The organism is Shewanella woodyi ATCC 51908 (assembly GCF_000019525.1).
Lineage (GTDB): Bacteria > Pseudomonadota > Gammaproteobacteria > Enterobacterales > Shewanellaceae > Shewanella > Shewanella woodyi.
Genome location: NC_010506.1, coordinates 4,725,548 through 4,742,210, shown reverse-complemented (window position 1 = coordinate 4,742,210; position 16,663 = coordinate 4,725,548). Strand labels below are relative to the sequence as shown.

Annotated in this window: 12 protein-coding genes and 2 riboswitches; of the genes, 10 read left to right on the top strand and 2 right to left on the bottom strand. The window is 45.3% G+C overall.

The features are described from left to right. Positions 1 to 91 precede the first annotated feature (91 nt). Positions 92 to 1,321 (bottom strand): phosphoglycerate dehydrogenase, encoded by a 1,230-nt coding sequence (gene serA, locus SWOO_RS19975; RefSeq protein WP_012326477.1) that lies wholly within the window; start codon positions 1,319 to 1,321, stop codon positions 92 to 94. A gap of 166 nt (positions 1,322 to 1,487) precedes the next feature. Here serA and SWOO_RS19970 point away from each other — a divergent pair, with 166 nt between their 5' ends. From SWOO_RS19970 to SWOO_RS19935, 8 genes are all read left to right on the top strand, one after another. Then, positions 1,488 to 2,090: a DUF2238 domain-containing protein gene (locus SWOO_RS19970; protein WP_012326476.1), complete on the top strand. Its 603-nt coding sequence runs from the start codon at positions 1,488 to 1,490 to the stop codon at positions 2,088 to 2,090. Between the two features lie 275 nt (positions 2,091 to 2,365). Beyond that, on the top strand, positions 2,366 to 3,031 hold the full coding sequence (locus tag SWOO_RS19965; protein ID WP_012326475.1) for a helix-turn-helix transcriptional regulator: 666 nt from the start codon (positions 2,366 to 2,368) through the stop codon (positions 3,029 to 3,031). Between the two features lie 654 nt (positions 3,032 to 3,685). Beyond that, positions 3,686 to 6,355: an extracellular exonuclease ExeM gene (exeM, locus tag SWOO_RS19960; protein WP_041417806.1), complete on the top strand. Its 2,670-nt coding sequence runs from the start codon at positions 3,686 to 3,688 to the stop codon at positions 6,353 to 6,355. Between the two features lie 461 nt (positions 6,356 to 6,816). Continuing rightward, positions 6,817 to 8,043 carry a NupC/NupG family nucleoside CNT transporter gene (locus SWOO_RS19955; protein WP_012326473.1) on the top strand — a complete coding sequence of 409 codons (1,227 nt, stop codon included), beginning with the start codon at positions 6,817 to 6,819 and terminating at the stop codon, positions 8,041 to 8,043. A gap of 61 nt (positions 8,044 to 8,104) precedes the next feature. Next, complete coding sequence (gene deoD / locus SWOO_RS19950) at positions 8,105 to 8,815, top strand: purine-nucleoside phosphorylase (protein WP_012326472.1); 711 nt, start codon at positions 8,105 to 8,107, stop codon at positions 8,813 to 8,815. A gap of 263 nt (positions 8,816 to 9,078) precedes the next feature. Beyond that, positions 9,079 to 9,516 (top strand): PaaI family thioesterase, encoded by a 438-nt coding sequence (locus SWOO_RS19945; RefSeq protein WP_012326471.1) that lies wholly within the window; start codon positions 9,079 to 9,081, stop codon positions 9,514 to 9,516. Between the two features lie 395 nt (positions 9,517 to 9,911). Beyond that, the gene (locus SWOO_RS19940; protein ID WP_012326470.1) at positions 9,912 to 10,190 is read left to right on the top strand and encodes a YgjV family protein; all 279 of its coding nucleotides are present in this window, start codon (positions 9,912 to 9,914) and stop codon (positions 10,188 to 10,190) included. A 524-nt stretch (positions 10,191 to 10,714) separates the two neighbouring features. Next, entirely contained in the window at positions 10,715 to 12,157 is a 1,443-nt protein-coding gene (locus SWOO_RS19935; protein WP_012326469.1) for a catalase, read from the top strand. Between the two features lie 166 nt (positions 12,158 to 12,323). Here SWOO_RS19935 and SWOO_RS19930 read toward each other — a convergent pair whose 3' ends face one another. After that, positions 12,324 to 12,890: a TMEM165/GDT1 family protein gene (locus SWOO_RS19930; protein ID WP_012326468.1), complete on the bottom strand. Its 567-nt coding sequence runs from the start codon at positions 12,888 to 12,890 to the stop codon at positions 12,324 to 12,326. A 105-nt stretch (positions 12,891 to 12,995) separates the two neighbouring features. Further along, positions 12,996 to 13,119: riboswitch (yybP-ykoY riboswitch) on the bottom strand. Between the two features lie 224 nt (positions 13,120 to 13,343). After that, positions 13,344 to 13,442, top strand: a riboswitch (cyclic di-GMP riboswitch). Between the two features lie 125 nt (positions 13,443 to 13,567). Here SWOO_RS19930 and gbpA point away from each other — a divergent pair. Further along, positions 13,568 to 15,001 carry an N-acetylglucosamine-binding protein GbpA gene (gene gbpA / locus SWOO_RS19925; protein WP_012326467.1) on the top strand — a complete coding sequence of 478 codons (1,434 nt, stop codon included), beginning with the start codon at positions 13,568 to 13,570 and terminating at the stop codon, positions 14,999 to 15,001. A 458-nt stretch (positions 15,002 to 15,459) separates the two neighbouring features. After that, a complete protein-coding gene (locus SWOO_RS19920) occupies positions 15,460 to 16,635 on the top strand; it encodes an aromatic amino acid transport family protein (RefSeq protein ID WP_012326466.1) in 1,176 nt (391 codons plus the stop codon). Positions 16,636 to 16,663 lie beyond the last annotated feature (28 nt).

The window sequence follows — 16,663 nt, the reverse complement described above, 5'->3', positions numbered from 1 at the left end:
CCAAATAGGGGCGACGGATATAAATCGGGCGCACAATTTTTACATTGTACGCCCGATATTTTTAGTTTACCGCTGTGTTCTTTGTATAAGCTTAGTGAAGTAGACGAGTACGAATAGTGCCTTCAATGGCCTTCATCTGCTCGAGTGCTTCATCGGCTTGGTCTGAATCCACTTCCATCACAACGTAACCAATTTCAGCCGTTGTTTGCAGATACTGGGCCGCGATATTGATCCCTTTCTCGGCAAACGCTTGGTTAATCTTGATCAACACGCCAGGGCGGTTGTGGTGAATATGCAGCAGACGTGAAGCATCTTTATGCTGGGCCAACGATACCTCAGGGAAGTTCACTGCGGTCATGGTTGATCCATTATCAGAGTACTTGGCCAACTTGCCAGCAACCTCGATACCTATGTTCTCCTGTGCTTCCTGAGTGCTGCCGCCCACATGTGGGGTTAAGATTACGTTGTCTAGACCACGTAGCGGGCTAATAAACTCATCATCGTTAGACTTAGGCTCTACAGGGAAAACGTCGATGGCTGCACCAGCTATCTTTTCAGCTTTAAGCGTTGATGCTAGAGCGTCAATGTCGACCACAGTACCGCGAGAGGCGTTAATTAAGATGCTGCCTTTTTTCATACAAGCCAGCTCTGCTTCACCGATCATCTCTTTGGTTTGTGGGGTCTCAGGAACATGCAGACTGACCACATCGGCAAGAGACATCAGCTCCTGCATCGAGTGGATCTGCTGGGCATTGCCCAGTGGTAGCTTATCTTCGATATCGAAGAAAACGACACGCATACCTAAGGTCTCGGCTAGGATCCCTAACTGAGTACCAATATGGCCATAACCTATCACACCGAGTGTTTTGCCACGGGCTTCATAGCTACCGGTTGCACTCTTAAGCCAACCACCACGATGAGCCATGGCATTACGCTGAGGAATACCACGAAATAGCATGATGATCTCGCCAAGTACCAGCTCTGCCACACTGCGTGTGTTAGAGAAGGGCGCGTTGAATACAGGCACACCGAGTTTCTCAGCATAGTTGAGATCGACCTGATTAGTACCGATACAGAAACAACCAATTCCGACCAGTTTCTCCGCCTGACTTAATACCGCTTCAGTCAATTGAGTCCGTGATCTTAGGCCAACAAAATGCGCATCCTTTATCGATGCCTTGAGTGCCTCTTCTCCAAGAGATGCCTTGTGGTATTCGATGTTGCTGTAACCAGCACGCTTGAATACATCTACCGCTGATTGGTGGACGCCTTCCAAAAGCAGGATCTTGATCTTATCCTTGTCCAGCGAATGTTTCGCCATGATTTAGGTACCCTCTTCAATTATTGGTATTATGGTTATTTTTATAGACTGTCTGTTGTCCGGCACCAAATTAGCACTTTTTTTGTTCAGTGTGGAGGGCTAGATGGCTAAAGTTATTATTCTTTCCCTAGAACAATAGAGATAATACATATAAGAGGTTCCAATTTTGAATAAACAGCATATTTGGCTGACTATTTTCCTATTAGTCCTGATTTGGTCAGGTATTAACCCTAAAGATCAATTTACCTGGTTTTTAGAAGTGGCCCCAGCTTTGATCGCTTTGCCTGTGATGTTCTTTACCCGAAAACGCTTCCCTCTGACACCTATGCTCTATGTGTTGATCCTTATTCACTGTGTTATTTTAATGGTGGGAGGCCACTATACCTATGCAGAAGTGCCGCTATTTGATTGGATAGCCGATGCCTTAGGCAGTGACAGAAATAATTACGATAAGGTGGGGCATTTTGCCCAAGGCTTTATTCCAGCTTTGATCGCCAGAGAGGTATTTATTCGCAATCAGGTGGTGAAGCCTGGTGTTTGGTGCAGCTTTATCTGTGTCTGTTTTGCGCTGGCTCTGTCGGCATTTTATGAACTGATTGAGTGGTGGGTTGCCCTGTTAACTGGCGAAGATGCCGAGGCGTTTTTAGGCACCCAAGGTTATATTTGGGATACTCAATCGGATATGGGCATGGCGTTATTGGGCGCTATAGTGGCGCTGTTGGTACTTGTTAAGACCCATAATAAACAGCTTGCGGCACTGAATGATTAGTCGCCTAGCTTGCTTAGGTTTATATAGTATATAAAATAGACTTCTTATAGCTAACTTTATGATTTATATGCTTTGTAAGTGTTTATGGCGTGAGTTGGCAGTTTTTTACGCTCTATTTAACCTTGATTTAATAAGTTTTTCACTTGAGGTTACAAGTAATACTATTCAAATCGCTTAAAACGAGCCATCATGGGTAGGAGTCTGTTAGTTGTAGGTTCAGTGAATGAGACGGTTTATGCGTTATCTAGGGATTAGCTTTTCAGGGAGGAAAGTGGATGAGTAAAGTAGATGAGTTGGTCTTTCTTCATCAGGTATCGACACCATGTAACTTAGCAATTTTAGCTGAGTCTATCGGATTGAAGACACGGATTGTTAAGCAGGTTTCTGAGCTTGAACCACTCAGCGATCGTAATAGTTTCTACCTCGTGGGTCAGGAGGGCGCAGCCCTAGACAATAGAGGGATCCCTCTGTTGGCGATTCGTCTTGTTTCCCACGTGCCTGTTGCCCTCTACCAAGTCGATAGAAAAAAACTCGACCCAGCCTCTGCATTGCTGCTGGGGATCCGTGGGTTGCTCTATTCAGATCAGCGTATGGATCTGATGTTGACTGGCTTAAGAAAGATGGTGGCGGATGAGCTTTGGTACGATCGTACCTTGATTAGCAAGATGTTCCGTCAACTGGTTGATCGTTTAGAGACCAGTGATGACTACTCCCAAGATGCCGAAGAGATACTGCAGGTATTGACTAAGCGGGAGCGAACCATCATTCAATTGGTTTCAAGTGGCGCTAGAAATAGGGAGATTGCTGATAATTTATGTATCAGCGAACATACGGTTAAAGCACATATCTCCTCGATTTTCAGAAAGACACACTCTCGTAATCGTGTTGAACTGCTTAGGTGGGCACAGACCTACGGCGATCATCTGGCACTGTGTTCTTAAAGTTTTAAAATAATAAACGGCGATAACGCCGTTTTTTATTATCTAGTTTCGCTCTAATACCTTATCTCCAATACTTCCTCTTATATAAATATAAAACAATCAAATTCAGTTTTTATAAATTAAGCTATCCCTTATTTGATGGTTTATTCTCCAGCCTCTGTAAGTTGGTGTTCTGGCTTAAGTTGATGATTCTTTAAGGCTTAAAATATTTCTGGTTTGACCTGTTCTTACAGCTGATTAATGCTGCTTGTTTTTTCTTTTTATAACAAATGCTTACTGCTCAAAATGTGACTGGTTCATCTTTTTTTTGTCACAAAACTCTGTGACAATTGTCGCGCACGTTAATAAAAATTAGCGGACTTATACCAACCAGGATAAGAAAGTGATCTACTCAGAGTACTTTTGGGCAAACTAATTCAAGGCGAATGGACGATGGAATGGTTATTCCCTTGTGAGTTCATTCAACGCAGAAGTAGGCAGCCAAAAATACTCCTAACAGGCGAGCCTTAGCGCATCCGATGCTGCGTTAACGAGCTTAAACGTAGAGCAACTATGTTCTTCACTCGTTGCCTTGCCTCAAAAGCGCTAAACATTCGCTGAGCGATCACCTCTTTATTCTGATTGGTATCAAAAATAATAATGGGGTTGAAAAAAATGGATAATGTTAAAAAATTGTCAGTGCTTGCACTGTCAATAGCCGCTGCTTTGCCTGCTGTGGCCAATGCTGATGTACTTATTAGCGAATATGTTGAAGGTTCCGGTTATAGCAAAGCGGTTGAAATATACAATTCAGGATCGACGGCCGTTGATCTGACAGGTTACTCCCTCGTTTACTACTCAAAGGGCGAAACAGCTCCTAAAAAAATCTTAGATCTCAGTGGTTCTCTTGGGGCTAATGCCATTAAGGTGATCACCAATAACCATAAAGATAACGCTATCGTATTAGATGCTGCTGTAGACTCACAGAGCGCTGCTATCTACTTTAATGGCGATGACAAGGTTGGGATCTTAAAAGGCGATACCTTAGTTGACCTGTTTGGTGAAGTTGGCACAACAGGTGATTGGGCCAAAGATATCACTGCTGAGCGAAATGCTAATGTCACGGCTGCAAGCTCAACCTATGTTGAGAGTGAGTGGACCACAAAGGCAAAGAACACTTTTAGTGGCTTAGGTGCCCGCAGTGGTGACTTTGGTGGCGGAACAGGGACAGATCCGGAAGTACCAGCCTTTAGTTGTGTTGGTGAAACCATCACACCTATCTATGAAGTGCAGGGCGTAGGTCGTGTAAGCCCGCTGATTGAAGAGGGCAAGTTCGAGTCTGCTGAAGAGGTCACGATCAGTGGTGTGGTTACCGCCCGTGGTGAGAGTCTGTTTAAAGGCTTCTATCTGCAGGAGATCAAAGGGGATAACTCGCCTTACACATCAGACGGTGTATTTGTTTACTTAGGCGAAGCAGCGCCTGAGGAGATCCAGCCCGGCGTTGAGGTGTGTGTTCAAGGTAAAGTGAAGGACTTCTACGGCCTGACTCAGGTTGATATCAAGGCAGACAAGAAGATGGCTGTGGGTGAGATGGGTGAAGTCCCAGCACCAGAAGCTTTCTATGTTGCCGATGGCGAATCCTTGGGGGATGCCCTTAATCGCTATGAAGGGATGAACATTGTTTTGGATGCTGGCAGTGACATGAAGGTCACTCGTAGCTTTAGCTATGACTACGCCGGTAGAAGAAACAACATGGTGTTGTCCCATAAATCACCACTAATGAAGCCAACTCAGGTATTTGCCCCGCTCTCTGATGAAGCGATTGCGCTACAAGAGGCCAACCGTGGTAATGAGCTGTATGTTGAGTCTGACTATAAAGCGAAAAATGGTGAAGTGCCTTACTTCCCGACATTTAACGCTGAGACTGGCTATATACGTATTGGCGATCAGCTCACCAATATGACGGGGATGGTTAGCTATAGCTATGGTGCACCACGTCTTGTGGTCACCAATGAGATCACAGCAGGTGATTTTATCCGCATTAATGACCGTACTCAGTCACCTGAAGTTGCCACCCAAGGTGATATTCGCGTTGCCAGCTTTAACGTGTTGAACCTGTTTACCAGTGACAGCGATATCGGTGGCCCGCTAAATCCTATGTGTAAAGATCAAGCTGACGCGGATGCCAGCAGAGGCTGTGGTCGTGGTGCTCACTCTCTAGAAGATTACCTGCTTCAGCGGACTAAAATCGTTAATGCGATTAAAGAGATGAACGCTGATGTGATAGGTTTGATGGAGATAGAGAACAATGGCTTTAGTGAGCATAGTTCGATCCAGTACTTGCTCAATGCGATTAATGCCGAGTTACCAGCAGCCGATGCCTACGCCTTTATTGAGGTGAATGACGCCGATAAGTACAAGGGTGAGTTTATCGGCAGCGATGCGATAACGGTCGGCCTGCTGTACCGCCCGAGTACCGTAAAACCTACTGGGGACGCATTTGTCATTGCAACGCCTGAGCAGCACTCTGTTGCTGGCGTTGCCACTCGAGATAACAATGGCACGGTGGAGGAGAGCCCAAGCTATGATAAGTATCAACGTCACAGCTTAGCGCAAACTTTCCAGATCCATGATGAGAAGCTAACCGTTGTAGTGAACCACCTTAAATCGAAAGGCTCTGGCTGTTTAGAGGATTGGTTAGAGTTCTCTGAGAGCAAAGATCCTGCCGATCTCCAAGGTAAGTGTAACGAGTTCCGAGTTTCTGCAGCCAAGGTTCTGGGTGAGTCACTCAAAGATGTCGAAGGCGGCCTGTTGGTCATCGGTGATATGAATGCCTACGGCATGGAAGATCCGGTTGCCGTGCTAACCGATTATGATGCTTCGACAGCTAAGCGTGAGATCGTGACCGCTTCATGGACCACACTCAATGGTGAAGTCTATGAGCGCGAAGGGAGTAAGATTGACAAGGGGTATGGACTGGTTAATCTGAACACTCAAGCCCACGGACCTGCGACCTTTGGTTACAGCTATAGCGGTGAGCTAGGTAACTTAGATCACGCGTTAGCAAACACACAAGTTGCTGACAAGTTGGTAGGGATAGAGGATTGGAACATCAACTCGGTTGAGTCGGACCTGTTTGAGTATCCGAGTAAGTATTCCGGCGACTTAGCTAAGTCTGAGAATGCCTTTAGCTCCTCTGATCACGATCCTGTGATCATCGCACTGGAATACCCTGCGCCAATTCCACCTAAACCTGAGCCAACACCTAAAGATGATGGTGGTTCATTAGGTTATTTAGGATTGGCTCTGTTATCACTACTGGGATTACGTCGTAAAACACGTTAATTCAGGCAAGGTAGTTACACACTAACCGTCTTAGGCTAAGCCTAAGACGGTTTTTTATAGGGCTAGCATTCACTCGCTGGGGGTAATTAAAGTTGAGAAATAGAGGTTTACTCCTCATTTCATGGTTAACGGCGACTTATTTGGTGTTATTTAATTACATTTTTGTATTTTTTAGATCTATTTGTAGGTCCGTTCAGCAAAATTAATGACAGATTAAATGCGCGTTAAACTGACGATAATGTTTGTTTTTATGCCTAATATTGTGGGTTGTGTGTCTTTATCTTTACCTAAATGTTGTCCCCACTTTGAGTCTTATGGTTGGTTTTAGGTGCTTAAGGCTATTCGTCGGTTTAATCGCCTAAAAACAATATTTATCTCTCACAAAGTGACTCAGATCCCTTGCAGCTAATTTCTGCCTGTATAAACTGCCGACATCTAAACGTTACCTCGGTAAAAAATGTATGGAAGTTTTCATCAGTTTGTTGGGAATGTTCAGCCTGATCGGTTTGGCTGTGCTGATTTCAGAGAAGCGAACCGCCATTAATCTGCGCACGGTACTGGGGGCTTTAGCGTTCCAGATCGCTTTCGGTGCATTTGTGATGTATGTGCCTATGGGGCAATCCATGTTGGACAGCGCCTCTGGCGGTGTGATGCATGTAATAGGTTACGCTAACGAAGGTTTATCATTCCTGTTTGGCGATCTGGCTAAATTTGGTGTTGGCTTCATCTTTGTGATTAACGTGCTATTTGTGGTGGTGTTTGTCAGCGCCCTGATTGCCGTGCTGTATTACTTAGGGATCATGCAGTTAATTATAGGCTTGATTGGTGGTGGCCTATCAAAGCTGCTTGGTACCAGCCGCGCCGAGTCACTGTCTGCGACTGCCAACATCTTTGTTGGTCCTATTGAAGCGCCCTCGATGGTGCGTCCATTCGTTAAGCACATGACCCGCTCTGAACTATTTGCTGTGATGACAGGTGGTTTAGCGTCTGTTGCTGGCGGCACCATGATTGGCTATATCCAGATGGGCGTCGACGTTAAATATGTACTAACTGCTGCCTTTATGACTGCACCTGCGGGTTTACTGTTTGCCAAGCTTATCTGGCCTGAGACTGAGGAGCCACAAAACGATATCAAGAAGGTGATGGATGAGCAGGATGACAGACCTGCTAATGTCCTTGACGCTGCAGCGGGTGGGGCGGCGATGGGGATGCAACAGGTTATCTCGGTGTCGGCGCTACTGTTAGCTTTCGTTGCCTTGATCGCTATGGTTAACGGCATTATTGGTGGGATCGGTGGCTGGTTTGGTTATGGCGAACTAACTATGCAGATGATCTTAGGTTACCTGCTTGCACCGTTGGCTTGGATCATGGGGGTGCCTTGGAGTGAAGCGATTCAAGCGGCTTCCTTTATTGGCCAGAAAATGGTGATTAATGAGTTTGTTGCCTATATCGACTTCCTTAAGGTTGCCGATCAACTCTCAGAAAAGACGCAGATTATTATCAGTTTTACCCTGTGTGGCTTTGCCAATATAGGCTCTTTGGCCATGGTGATTGGTGGCTTAGCGGCGCTTTGCCCTGAGCGCCGTCATGATTTGAGTGCCATCGGTATGAAGGCGCTTATCGCTGCGGCGTTAGCGAACTTAATGAGCGGTACTATCGCAGGCTTACTCTTTAGCCTAGCGGGTTAATTCATAACGTATTTATTGAAAGCGCCGTACTTGATGCGGCGCCTAACTTTTAGGAAAAAAGATGACTCCACATATCAATGCCGAAGCTGGCGCATTTGCAACGACGGTTTTAATGCCAGGCGACCCGCTAAGAGCTAAATATATTGCTGAGAATTTCCTTGAAAATGCTGTCTTGGTGACCGATGTGCGCAACATGTTGGGCTACACAGGCGAATATCAGGGTAAGAAGATCTCTGTGATGGGTTCTGGTATGGGCATTCCCTCTATCTCTATCTACGCGAAAGAGTTGATCACTGAATATGGGGTGAAGAACATCATACGTATCGGCTCCTGTGGTGCGGTGAGTGATAAGATTAAGTTGATGGATGTAGTGATGGCCATGGGGGCCAGCACTGACTCAGCGATTAATCGCACTCGCTTTGAACACACAGATTTCGCCATGATTGCTGACTTTAACCTACTAAGAAAAGCGGCCGATGCGGCGGACAAACTTAAGGTTAACTACCATGTAGGCAATCTCTACTCCTCTGATCTTTTCTACAGCTCAGATGAAGCGCGTTACGATCTGATGGAGAAGTACGGCATCTTAGGTGTCGAGATGGAAGCTGCTGGTCTGTATGGTGTGGCTGCTGAGTATGGAGCTAATGCACTGGCGATGATGACAGTGACCGATCATATCAGGCAGGGGCTGCATTTAACGGCTGAAGAGCGTCAACAAACCCTTAATGAGATGATCAAGTTAACACTTGAAGCAGTAAGCCAAGATCTTTAATTTTCGCTTAATCTAGTCTGGATAAGCTGCCGCACAAAGGCAGCTTATCCCAGTTATTGCGGTTACCCTACGGCTCCCAAGTATTCACCTAACGCCGATCACTTTTAGATGAATCAGCATCAAAAATAAGAGTGCTCGGGAGCCACCCTAGTGACACTTTCGTGTCATTTCTCTATTGAAAGTGTCTCTTAACTTAAACACTTGTTTAAACTTTAACCCTGAAGCAGTAGACTGTTGGCATTATTGATCAATAGGGTTGAGTAATGAGTATTTGGTTTAGACCGGTAAGCTTAGAAGATTGCGCCAAGATGGACTCAGGAATGCACGGCAAGGGAACCTTGATGCAGACCATGGGAATTAAGATCTCTGAGATTGGTGATGACTACATGAAAGCCACCATGCCTGCGACCCCTGCAATACATAACCCGCTTGGGATTGTGCACGGTGGCGCGAATGTGGCGTTGGCCGAAACCGTTGCCAGCTACGCCGCTAACTTTGCTGTCGACTTTGAGCAGTATTACTGTGTGGGTCAGGAGATTAATGCCAATCACCTGAAGGCGTCACGTAATGGGACATTAACAGCGACAGCAAAAGCGGTCCATTTAGGTAAACGCAGTTCGGTTTGGGAGGTGCTTATCCATAACAGTGCTGGTGAGCTGTGCTGCATCTCTAGAATGACAGCGGCAGTCGTTAAGCGTTAACAATAAGTAGTACTCACTGTCGAGTAACGAGTCAAGTTAGCAGCATCTGCTGCTCTTTTGCAGTTGCTAGAATGACAGCGGCAGTCGTTAAGCGTTAACAATAAGTAGTACCCACTGTCGAGTAATGAGTCAAGTTAGCAGCATCTGCTGCTCTTTTGCAGTTGCTAGAATGACAGCGGCAGTCGTTAAGCGTTAACAATAAGTAGTACTCACTGTCGAGTAACGAGTCAAGTTAGCAGCATCTGCTGCTCTTTTGCAGTTGCTAGAATGACTGCTGCAGTCGTTAAGCGCTAGATTTTATATCTAATCATGATATGCATGATTAGATTTTCGTTATCAATATATTGTTATTTTCAGGTTAAATAGACTGTTCCATTGCCGGGATTTTGTTCATAATGGCCATTATTACCTTGGGGAGTATTGGAGAGCTTATGGATAGCGCAACCATTTGGGAATGGGTTGGATATCTGGCGTCGGTTGTTGTCGCAATATCGTTGATGATGTCTAATATTAAAAAGTTACGCTGGTGGAACCTCATCGGCGCAGCTCTGTTTGTGGCTTATGGTTTGGCGATTGGGGCAATCCCAGTGGCGCTAGTTAACTTTTTTATCGTGTTAATTGATGCTTATTACCTAGTTAAGCTCTATAAAGAGGAGCAGGCTGTATCTGGCTAATTCAGTGTTGAACACTTGTTGTTATTGAATTCAGGCACTGCCTGAATTCAACTCTTATCCTATTTACCCCCATCTTTTATGTACAAAAATTAATGCTAATCACTTGATGTAAAATAATTTTTTTGACTTAGATCAATATAGTTAAAGGTGAAAACCCCTACCGTTTAAGGATAAATCCTTGGGAGACATTGCTCTCCTTTTGTTTATCTTTGTTAATCGTAAAATCCTTTTAGTTTAATCTGTTTTAATCGTTTTGTTGTTTTGGTTGTTTTTACTATTATTACTCCATCGACATAGTTACTTATATAACTTGCTAATTGAAACTTTAGGAGTAGTGACCATGACAACTATTTATGACCTGATCGAAACTTGGATTAATGATAAGCGTGAAGATTCGCTTTCTTGATGTGCCGAGTGAAACCGTTTGTTTTCATGCTGATGTATTAATCTGACTGAATTTAAAAGATTTTTAGGCTGATAACTGACTTAATTATAATGATTGATGTGAGTTCTAGGAGTTTATTATGGATAAGAAGTTGACCACTGCGTTTGGCGCACCGGTACCCGACAACCAAAATGTGAAAACCGCGGGTAAACGCGGACCTATGCTACTTGAGAACGCTTGGTTTATTGAAAAGTTAGCCCATTTTGACCGCGAAGTGATCCCTGAGCGTCGTATGCATGCTAAAGGTTCAGGTGCATTCGGCCGTTTTACGGTAACCCATGATATTAGCGAATTTACTAAGGCCAAGTTATTTGAGTCTGTAGGTAAAGAGACTGAAGTTTTTGTTCGCTTCTCGACGGTAGCTGGTGAACGTGGTGCTGCTGATGCTGAGCGTGATATCCGCGGTTTTGCAATCAAGTTCTATACCGAGCAAGGTAACTGGGATCTCGTGGGGAATAACACCCCTGTTTTCTTCCTTAAAGATCCACTTAAGTTCCCAGATCTTAACCATGCGGTGAAGCGCGATCCATATACCAATATGCGCAGTGCTAACAACAACTGGGACTTCTGGACTCTATCGCCTGAGGCGCTACATCAGATCACAATGACGATGGGCGATCGTGGGATCCCTAAGACTTACCGTCATATGGATGGTTTCGGTTCTCATACATACAGCTTTATCAGCAAAGATGATAAGCGCTACTGGGTGAAGTTCCATTTTAAAACTCAGCAAGGTATTCAGAATCTGTCAGATAAAGAAGCGGCAGAGATCATCGCTAATGACCGTGAGAGTCATCAAGCGGACCTATTGAACTCAATCGATAAGGGTGATTTTCCTAAATGGACTCTCTATGTCCAGTTGATGGAGGAGACTGCGGCTGGTGATTGTCCGTTCAACCCGTTTGATCTGACCAAGGTTTGGCCACATAAAGATTATCCGCTAATTCAGGTGGGTGAGCTTGAGCTTAACCGTAATCCAGATAACTATTTTGCCGAAGTTGAGCAGGCGGCATTTGCCCCAACAACTATCGTACCTGGTATCGGTTTCTCACCGGATAAGATGTTGCAGGGACGTCTGTTCTCTTACGGTGATAGCCAGCGCTATCGTTTAGGGGTGAACCACAGTCATATTCCGGTTAACGCACCTAAATGTCCGTTCCACTCCTACCACAGAGATGGACAGATGCGTACCGATGGCAATGCTGGCCGCACCATAGGCTATGAGCCAAACACTCAGAGCCAATGGCAGGAGCAACCAGACTTTAGCGAGCCACCACTACAGATAGATGGTGATGCGGATGCTTATAGCCATAAAGATGATGATCACTACAGCCAAGCTGGTGACCTATTCAGATTAATGGGTAGCGATGAGCAGCAGAGATTGTTTGCTAATACGGCGGCCTCAGTAGGCGGCGCTGATAGACATATTCAGATAAGACACATACAGAATTGTATGAAAGCTGATGTGGCATACGGTGAAGGTCTAGCTAAGGTATTAGGAATTAGCGCTGACGAGCTATAACTCATTAGTTAACAGCTGCTGCGAGTGTCGAGTTACGAGCTAATAGCAGCTAAAGAGTTACTTATATTAAGGTTACGGGTAAGCATTGAGGTTATATCTCAGCGTTAACTCGTAACCTTTTTTGTTTGGCCTTAGCCCTTAGCTAGCGACTTGTCACTGTTTTTGATTAAAACAGCAGAGTTACCACACCCAGTAGGGCGAACAGCACGGCGCAGCCTCTGTGTATCAAGGTCATCGGCAATCTTTCTGCGCTAAAATGACCAGCTATCACCACAGGCACATTGGCGATCATCATGCCTAATGTTGTCCCCATCACGACCATTGCAAGTGCGTCATATTTGGCTGAAAGTACCACGGTCGCCACTTGAGTTTTGTCGCCCATCTCGGCGATAAAAAATAGAATAAAGGTGGCAAGGAAGGGCCCCATCTTATAAAAACGGCTCTGCTCCTCATCCACCTTGTCTGGAACTAATACCCAGAGTGCGATGGCAAAGAATGACCCTGCTACTAAATAACGTCCAAGCTCTGGGCTGATAAAGCTAATCGCCCATTGTCCTACCCAAGCTGCGGCAAAATGGTTGGCTAAGGTTGAGAGAAAAATGCCGAGAATAATAGCCGTTTTAGCACCGCTTAAATGACTGAATCTGGCCGCTAGAATAAGTGCTAGAAGTTGAGTTTTATCGCCGATTTCGGCAATAGCAACGGTGAGGGTTGATGCGAGTAGAGCTTCCACTTTAATGAATTCCTATTTAGGGGGCAAAAAATCCGAGTACAGCTAACCGGCCCCCTTAAAAATATTGATAACAATATCGGCGGTAACTGCACTCAGGTCTTGCCTAACAATCTCAGCTTAAGTGTGATTGTCGTGAACACCATGGCGATGTGGCCAAGTATGTTGATGTTCACCCAACTATTCTCTAATGGTAGAAAATCTTTGGTGGCTACTCCCCTGAAGTAGTGGACTCATTATACTGACTGGAAACCAGAGTGCAATCAGCTTTATTAGGGGGGATAGAATAGTTTAATTTCTTGGATACACTTGTTAAATATATGGTTTTCATGAATTTGATTAAGTGTTTGATTTTAAATGGTGATTAAAATTGACAGCGTTATCATTGTTACGTATTTTATGCCTGTCGGTGACGATAAGCAGAAGGTAAATTAGTCTGCCCTTATCTGCCGATATCCATGTATTTGGCAAACTAGCTGAAAAGTTAGGACGCAAAGCTTCCGGTCTAAGGTGCAGGACTCACTGAGTGCTCATTAAGATAGCGGGGTTGCCACGATAGATATATCTGGCTGAGAACCTATCTTAGCTATACCTATTGTGATCCGTTCAGTCCAAATACCACGTTTGTTTTTACCTTGCCTTTTTTTATGGGGGACAAGGTATTGAGTGGAGTGTGTTCAATGAGACATCAAAAATCGATTAATCAATCTATTAGCCTCTCTCTTGTTGCGAGTGCAGGTCTGTTAATGAGTTCTGCAGCCTTGGCTCATGGCTATGTAAAGAGCCCTGAGTCTAGAGCTTACGCTTGTAACCAAGGGGGAAATGTTAACTGCGGCGCGGTGCAGTGGGAGCCACAAAGTGTTGAGGGACCGTCGGGGTTTCCTGAGCTTGGGCCCGTTGACGGCAAGCTGGCCAGTGCCGGACAAGGGGCGTTTGCTCCGTTGGATGAGCAGAGTTCGACCCGATGGAGTCGATCGGACATTAGTGCTGGCTGGAATGAGTTTAGCTGGCAGTTTACCGCTAACCATGTGACCCGTAACTGGCGTTATTATCTGACTGAACAAAATTGGGATCCTAATAAACCACTGAGTCGCAGCAGTTTCGATCTGACTCCTTTTTGTGTGATTGAGGGAGATATGGTCCAGCCGCCTAAATTTGTCACCCATGAGTGTAACGTGCCGGCCAGAGCCAGTGGCTATCAGGTTATTCTGGCGCTGTGGGAGGTAGGCGATACCGCTAACAGCTTCTATAACGTTATTGATGTGAACTTTAATGATGGCAGCACCACGCCTGATACATGGAGTGATGTGGGCAATATTAACCCTGCGCTCGATCTTAAAGTGGGTGACAGCGCTATGACTCGGGTATTCACCGCTGAGGGGGAGCAGGTTTCAATGCAAACCAGCATCACCATAGAAAATACCCAGCAAGGGCTGAAAAATAACTGGCCCCATCTGTTAGCAACCGCGGTGAACCGCGAGCAAACTAAGATGAAGGCTGGTCAGAAAAGTGCTGCCGGTGAGATAGTCCCTGTCTATGGTAAGAATGAAATTTTTGCTAAAGACGGCAGTGGCATCAACCGAGTTGAAGTGGGCTTTGATATTGCGCCTGAACCAGGAAACAGCGTGGAGGTGAGCTCATTAGCAGATAGCTATGAGATAAATGAGGGGAAAGCCTTGGTGAGTTTCGATATCACCACCAATACCGATATGCAGGTTAGCGTGCAGCTTAGTAGCCATAATGGTCAGGCATCAGGTTTTCAGAGTCAGCAGGTAAACTCCACCACTGCATCATTTGAGATAGATGTGATTGAGCCTGCGGCGGGTCATTACCATATGTTGCTCAAGGCTGAGCCCACTCAAGGGGAGGTGATAGTGCAAAATCATGATCTTTTCCTGACTGAAGCGGCAGCTCCAGGTGATGCCGATTATGTGTTTCCTCAAGGCATTGCGGATTATCAGGCTGGCACCACAGTGTTTCAACCTAAAAATGGCAAGACTTACCAATGTAAGCCTTTCCCATACAGTGGCTACTGTATTCAATGGTCAGAAACTGCTACGGGTTTTGAGCCAGGTGTCGGCTCAGATTGGGGGCTAGCTTGGATTGAGCTTTAGCTCTGGGTTAGTTTTTAGTTAGATATGTAATTACAGGTCATCTCTAATGACCTGTAATTTATGTTTAGTTCAAGAGGCGTTATTTAACTTTCTGTTTATAAATCGTTGTAATTTTGAGCGTCAACTCTGTTTGTTCATAAGTGGCTTGCCGACTGGGTTTGGCTCTGTTACTGTCCCTCTCAGTCATTTTTAGAGAGTTGAGATGTAATGCAATCTGTATATCTGTTTTTTCCTCGATTTATTCAGCCTCAATGGCGTTGTCGATAGGGTAAAACAACTATTAACTAGTCATTGAGGCCAATTGCGATCACTAAGGTCAGTAGACCTGATTCGATTGGGGGCTGTTAATAATGATGAAATATCTTGCTAATACCACTCCTTCCAAGTCGTTCTAAATCAGACCTACCAAAAATCTAGAATAAAAATATATCTAACAGGACAAATTTGTGAATTTAAAAATGCTTGGCTCAATTGCCATCGTCGCCGGAACTGCGATTGGCGCAGGAATGTTAGCACTGCCTCTGGCGACCGCTGCACTGGGGATCATCCCAGCTATTCTGCTATTGGTCGTTATCTGGGGAGTTTCAGCTTACACCTCTTTGTTGATGCTTGAGGTAAACCTACGTACTGGTGTAGGTGACAATCTCCATGCCATTACAGGTAAGATTTTAGGCAAGCGGGGACAGCTAATACAGGGTGCGTCCTTCTTAAGTTTGCTGTTTGCCCTTACGGCAGCCTATCTGACAGGTGGCTCCTCCTTGCTGGTATTAAAAGCTGAGGCGATGTTTGGCATTGCTTTGGATAATCAGCTTGCGGTGGTGATATTTACCCTGACTTTAGGCCTGCTAGCCGCATTCGGTGTAGCTTGGGTCGACAAGGTTTCTCGTATTCTGTTTTCACTGATGATCGCCTTGCTAGTGATCACTGTGGGTTTCCTCTTACCTGAAATTAGCCCTTCACAGATGGCGATTGCGGCAATTGAAGAGGGTAAGGTTGATCTTTGGATGGCAGCCATCCCTGTTGTTTTCACCTCTTTTGGTTTCCATGTGTGTATCGCAACCTTAGTGCGTTACTTAGAGGGTGATGCATTAACGCTGCGCAAAGTACTTTTGATTGGCTCAACGTTACCGCTGCTGTGTTATGTGCTCTGGTTGTTAGTGACGTTAGGAACAGTGGGGGGAGAGCAGATCCATAGCTTTGGTGGCTCACTGCCTGCACTTATTACATCGCTGCAGGATATCGCCTCACAACCTTGGGTAAGTAAGTGTATTTCGCTGTTTGCTGACTTTGCTTTAGTGACCTCCTTTATCGGTGTGACCTTAAGTTTGTACGATTTTATCAGTGAGCTGACACGAGCGAAGAGTACCATTATGGGCCGAGTTCAAACTTGGTTAATCACCTTCGTTCCACCTGTGTTATGTGCGCTTTATATTCCTGAAGGCTTTGTTGCAGTACTCGGTTTTGCGGCTGTGCCTTTGGTATTTATCATCATCTTCTTGCCGATTGTAATGGTCTTGAAACAGCGCAAAGAGGTGACTGAAGGTTATCAAGTCTGCGGCGGTAAGCCAGCGTTAACGCTAGTGGGCTTGTTAGGGGCGGTGATTATTGCAGCCCAACTGATGGTGGCGCTTTAAGGGGTTGTACAAGCTCCTTTACTCTGGT

What these genes read in the sequence shown, in the direction of transcription:
- deoD (WP_012326472.1), top strand. Translation starts at nt 8,105, where the DNA reads ATGACTCCACATATCAATGCCGAAGCTGGCGCATTTGCAACGACGGTT.
- SWOO_RS19940 (WP_012326470.1), top strand. Translation starts at nt 9,912, where the DNA reads ATGGCCATTATTACCTTGGGGAGTATTGGAGAGCTTATGGATAGCGCA.
- SWOO_RS19955 (WP_012326473.1), top strand. Translation starts at nt 6,817, where the DNA reads ATGGAAGTTTTCATCAGTTTGTTGGGAATGTTCAGCCTGATCGGTTTG.
- serA (WP_012326477.1), bottom strand. Translation starts at nt 1,321, where the DNA reads ATGGCGAAACATTCGCTGGACAAGGATAAGATCAAGATCCTGCTTTTG.
- SWOO_RS19935 (WP_012326469.1), top strand. Translation starts at nt 10,715, where the DNA reads ATGGATAAGAAGTTGACCACTGCGTTTGGCGCACCGGTACCCGACAAC.
- SWOO_RS19945 (WP_012326471.1), top strand. Translation starts at nt 9,079, where the DNA reads ATGAGTATTTGGTTTAGACCGGTAAGCTTAGAAGATTGCGCCAAGATG.
- SWOO_RS19965 (WP_012326475.1), top strand. Translation starts at nt 2,366, where the DNA reads ATGAGTAAAGTAGATGAGTTGGTCTTTCTTCATCAGGTATCGACACCA.
- gbpA (WP_012326467.1), top strand. Translation starts at nt 13,568, where the DNA reads ATGAGACATCAAAAATCGATTAATCAATCTATTAGCCTCTCTCTTGTT.
- SWOO_RS19920 (WP_012326466.1), top strand. Translation starts at nt 15,460, where the DNA reads ATGCTTGGCTCAATTGCCATCGTCGCCGGAACTGCGATTGGCGCAGGA.
- exeM (WP_041417806.1), top strand. Translation starts at nt 3,686, where the DNA reads ATGGATAATGTTAAAAAATTGTCAGTGCTTGCACTGTCAATAGCCGCT.